The following is a 2,888-nucleotide window of genomic DNA, read 5'->3' on the forward strand; positions in this document are numbered from 1 at the left end:
TATGTGCGTTTCCCATCCGTAGCTTACACACTCATGGGCAGAAAAATATGGAAAGCCATCGCTATCCTCCAATATTTCTCCCGGGAAAAAACCTGAAGTTCTCCATATGCCAGGACAAGACTTAACGAAAGCTTTAAAAACCTTTTTAACTTGAAGTTTAACTTCTTCTACTCTTTTTTGAGCTTCTTTTTTTTCTTTTTCACGCCTCTTCGCTTCCTCTTTCCCCTTCTGCTTCCTGCGCCTATCTTCTCTTTTAGTTTCGCGAAAAGCCTCTTCCCAATCCATTGTCCTTGCCTCCTATTATTTACTTTTTAAATATCTTTTTACCGAAAACTTCGTTCTTCGGTATTTTTATTATAACGTCAGGATATAACTTTGTCAACTTTTGCCTTCACTAAGCACTACTCTCTACTTTCTTGTTTGTTGCTTTATAATGTTTATGATAAAATTAAAAAAGTAAAACATGAGATTTAACGTTCCTCAGTTTATAGAGCAAGAAACAAAAATTGTAGGCCCCCTGACCTTCAGGCAATTTGCCTTTATTGGAACTGCCGGGGTCATAGGCCTCATTCTTTACATGTCAACGCCCTTTCCTGTTTTTCTCGGAGTCAGCATTATCGTCGGAGGGGCGGCAGCAGCTTTAGCTTTCTTGAAAATCGGGGGAGTATCTTTGCCTTCCCTTTTGGCTAATTTTTTGAAATTCGGAGCTGAACCTAAAATTTATATCTGGGAAAGGAAAGAACAGCCAGGAATAAAAGTTTACAAAAGAGTATCCAAAAAGAAAGAGGAGGAAAAAGAAGAAGAACTTCCTTTAAAAATAGCCGAGAAAAGCAGGCTTAAAAAACTGCACACGAAGATAGAAACCGAAACAAAATAATATATGGCCAGAACCCCCACACAACAATTCTTGGAAATTGATAAGATAAAAGACGGCATTTTAATCTTGAAAAACAAATCCCTCAGGGCGGTTTTGATGGTTTCTTCTCTAAACTTTGCCTTAAAGTCAGAAGAAGAACAGCAGGCAATAATTTACCAGTTTCAGAATTTTTTAAATTCCCTGGATTTCTCCGTCCAGATTCTCGTCCAGTCCCGCATTCTGAATATCGCCGGGTATCTGGATAAGTTAAAAGCGGTGGAAGCTAAACAGGAGAACGAGCTATTAAAAATCCAGACCGCAGAATACAGAAAATTCATTAATGAATTGATCGCCGGCCGACAGGTTCTTGCCAAGACGTTTTTTGTCGTAATTCCCTTTACTTTAATAGATATCCCTAAGATAGGAGGAAAGAAAGAAACGGGCTTTAACGAAGAAGAATTCCAAAGAGCCAAAGCCCAATTACAGCAGAGAACCGATTTTGTCGCTATGGGGCTGAGAAGATGCGGTTTGCAATGCACCTTTCTAAACTCCCTGGAGATGATAGAGCTCTTTTGGGCTCTGTACCATCCCGAAGAAGCTGAGGTCGGTTACTATCCTGAAATACCTCCGGAAATAACGCAATAATCTATGGCTTTTCCTTTTTCTAAAAATAAAAAATCAGAGGAAGAACAAGAAGGAATGTTCGCCAGTCCTTCGGTAGAGGCAAAAGACATCATCGCCCCTTCTTCCATTGAGGTTAAGCCGGACTACATAAAGCTGGGGGAGAGATTCGCCAAGTCGTTTTTCATTTTTTCTTACCCCAGATACCTGAGCACCGCCTGGTTATCCCCGATAATCAACCTTGACCAGCCCATGGACATCAGCTTTCACGTCCATCCTGTTGACACGGGCGACACTTTAAAGAAGCTGAGAAGGAAAGTCACGGAGGTCCAAGCTGAAATCATGGAAAAGGAAGAAAAAGGGCTAATAAGAGATCCTGCTTTAGAAACAGCTTACCAGGATCTGGAAACCTTGAGAGAAAGGCTGCAAACCGCCCAGGAAAAGATGTTCAAGTTCGGGCTTTATCTAACTGTTTACGGCAAAAGCCTAGAGGAAATAAAGAAAGTGGAAACCAATTTAAGATCCATCCTGGAATCAAGGCTGATCTACATTAAACCATCTCTTTACCAGCAGAAGGAAGGGTTCAACTCAACCTCGCCTTACGGCTTGGACCAAATCATTGTCCACACCCCCATGAATACAGAGCCCCTGTCCTCGACCTTTCCTTTCACCTCGTTTGACTTGAGCTCTAACGACGGAATTTTATACGGCATAAACCTGCACAACAACTCTTTAGTGCTTTTTGATAGATTCAGCTTGGAAAACGCAAACAGCGTTATTTTCGCCAAGTCAGGATCGGGCAAATCCTACGCAGTCAAATTGGAGATCCTGAGATCTTTGATGCTTGGCGTGGAATGCATAATTCTTGATCCTGAGAACGAATATAACACTTTGGCTGACGCAGTGGACGGTTCTTTCTTCAATATGTCTCTGGCCTCACCTAGCCACATTAACCCCTTTGATCTGCCGACTCCCCGCAAAGACGAAAAACCGGAAGATGTCCTCAGGTCCAATGTCATTAACCTGGTAGGACTTTTGCGTATTATGATGGGAGGGTTATCAGCGGAAGAAGACGCGATTATTGACAGGGCTTTGACTGAAACTTATGCTGCCAAAGACATAACCCCAGAGACAGATCCTGCCACCTGGCAGGAGAAAACCCCCTTAATGTCTGATTTTGAGCAGGTTCTGGAAGGCATGGAAGGAGCAGAGTCCCTGGTCAGAAGAATAAGGAAGTTCACTAAAGGAACCTTTGCCCAGTTCTTTAATCAGCCGACCAACATTTCCATGGACAAGCAGTTCACGGTTTTTGGCATAAGAGACATGGAAGACGAACTCAGGCCCATGGCCATGTTCATCATCATGCGGTACATCTGGAATAAAGTAAGATCAGAAATGAAAAAAGGAATCC

Annotated in this window: 4 protein-coding genes; 3 read left to right on the forward strand and 1 reads right to left on the reverse strand. The window is 42.3% G+C overall.

All coding sequences use genetic code 11. The annotated features are described in order from the left end of the window. Positions 1–285 (reverse strand): hypothetical protein (locus tag M0Q17_RS11085; protein ID WP_295086831.1); only part of this gene is annotated, 285 nt, incomplete at its 3' end. 178 nt (positions 286–463) lie between these two features. On the opposite strand from M0Q17_RS11085, the gene M0Q17_RS11090 reads away from it, so the two are divergent. From M0Q17_RS11090 to M0Q17_RS11100, 3 genes are all read left to right on the forward strand, one after another. Then, positions 464–877 carry a PrgI family mobile element protein gene (locus M0Q17_RS11090; protein ID WP_295086833.1) on the forward strand — a complete coding sequence of 138 codons (414 nt, stop codon included), beginning with the start codon at positions 464–466 and terminating at the stop codon, positions 875–877. A gap of 3 nt (positions 878–880) precedes the next feature. After that, the gene (locus M0Q17_RS11095) at positions 881–1,501 is read left to right on the forward strand and encodes a hypothetical protein (protein ID WP_295086836.1); all 621 of its coding nucleotides are present in this window, start codon (positions 881–883) and stop codon (positions 1,499–1,501) included. 3 nt (positions 1,502–1,504) lie between these two features. Next, on the forward strand, positions 1,505–2,888 hold a 1,384-nt coding region (locus tag M0Q17_RS11100), incomplete at its 3' end, for a DUF87 domain-containing protein (protein WP_295086838.1).

Origin of the sequence: Sulfurimonas sp., from assembly GCF_023229105.1 — a bacterium.
In the GTDB taxonomy this organism is placed as follows: Bacteria; Campylobacterota; Campylobacteria; order Campylobacterales; family Sulfurimonadaceae; genus Sulfurimonas.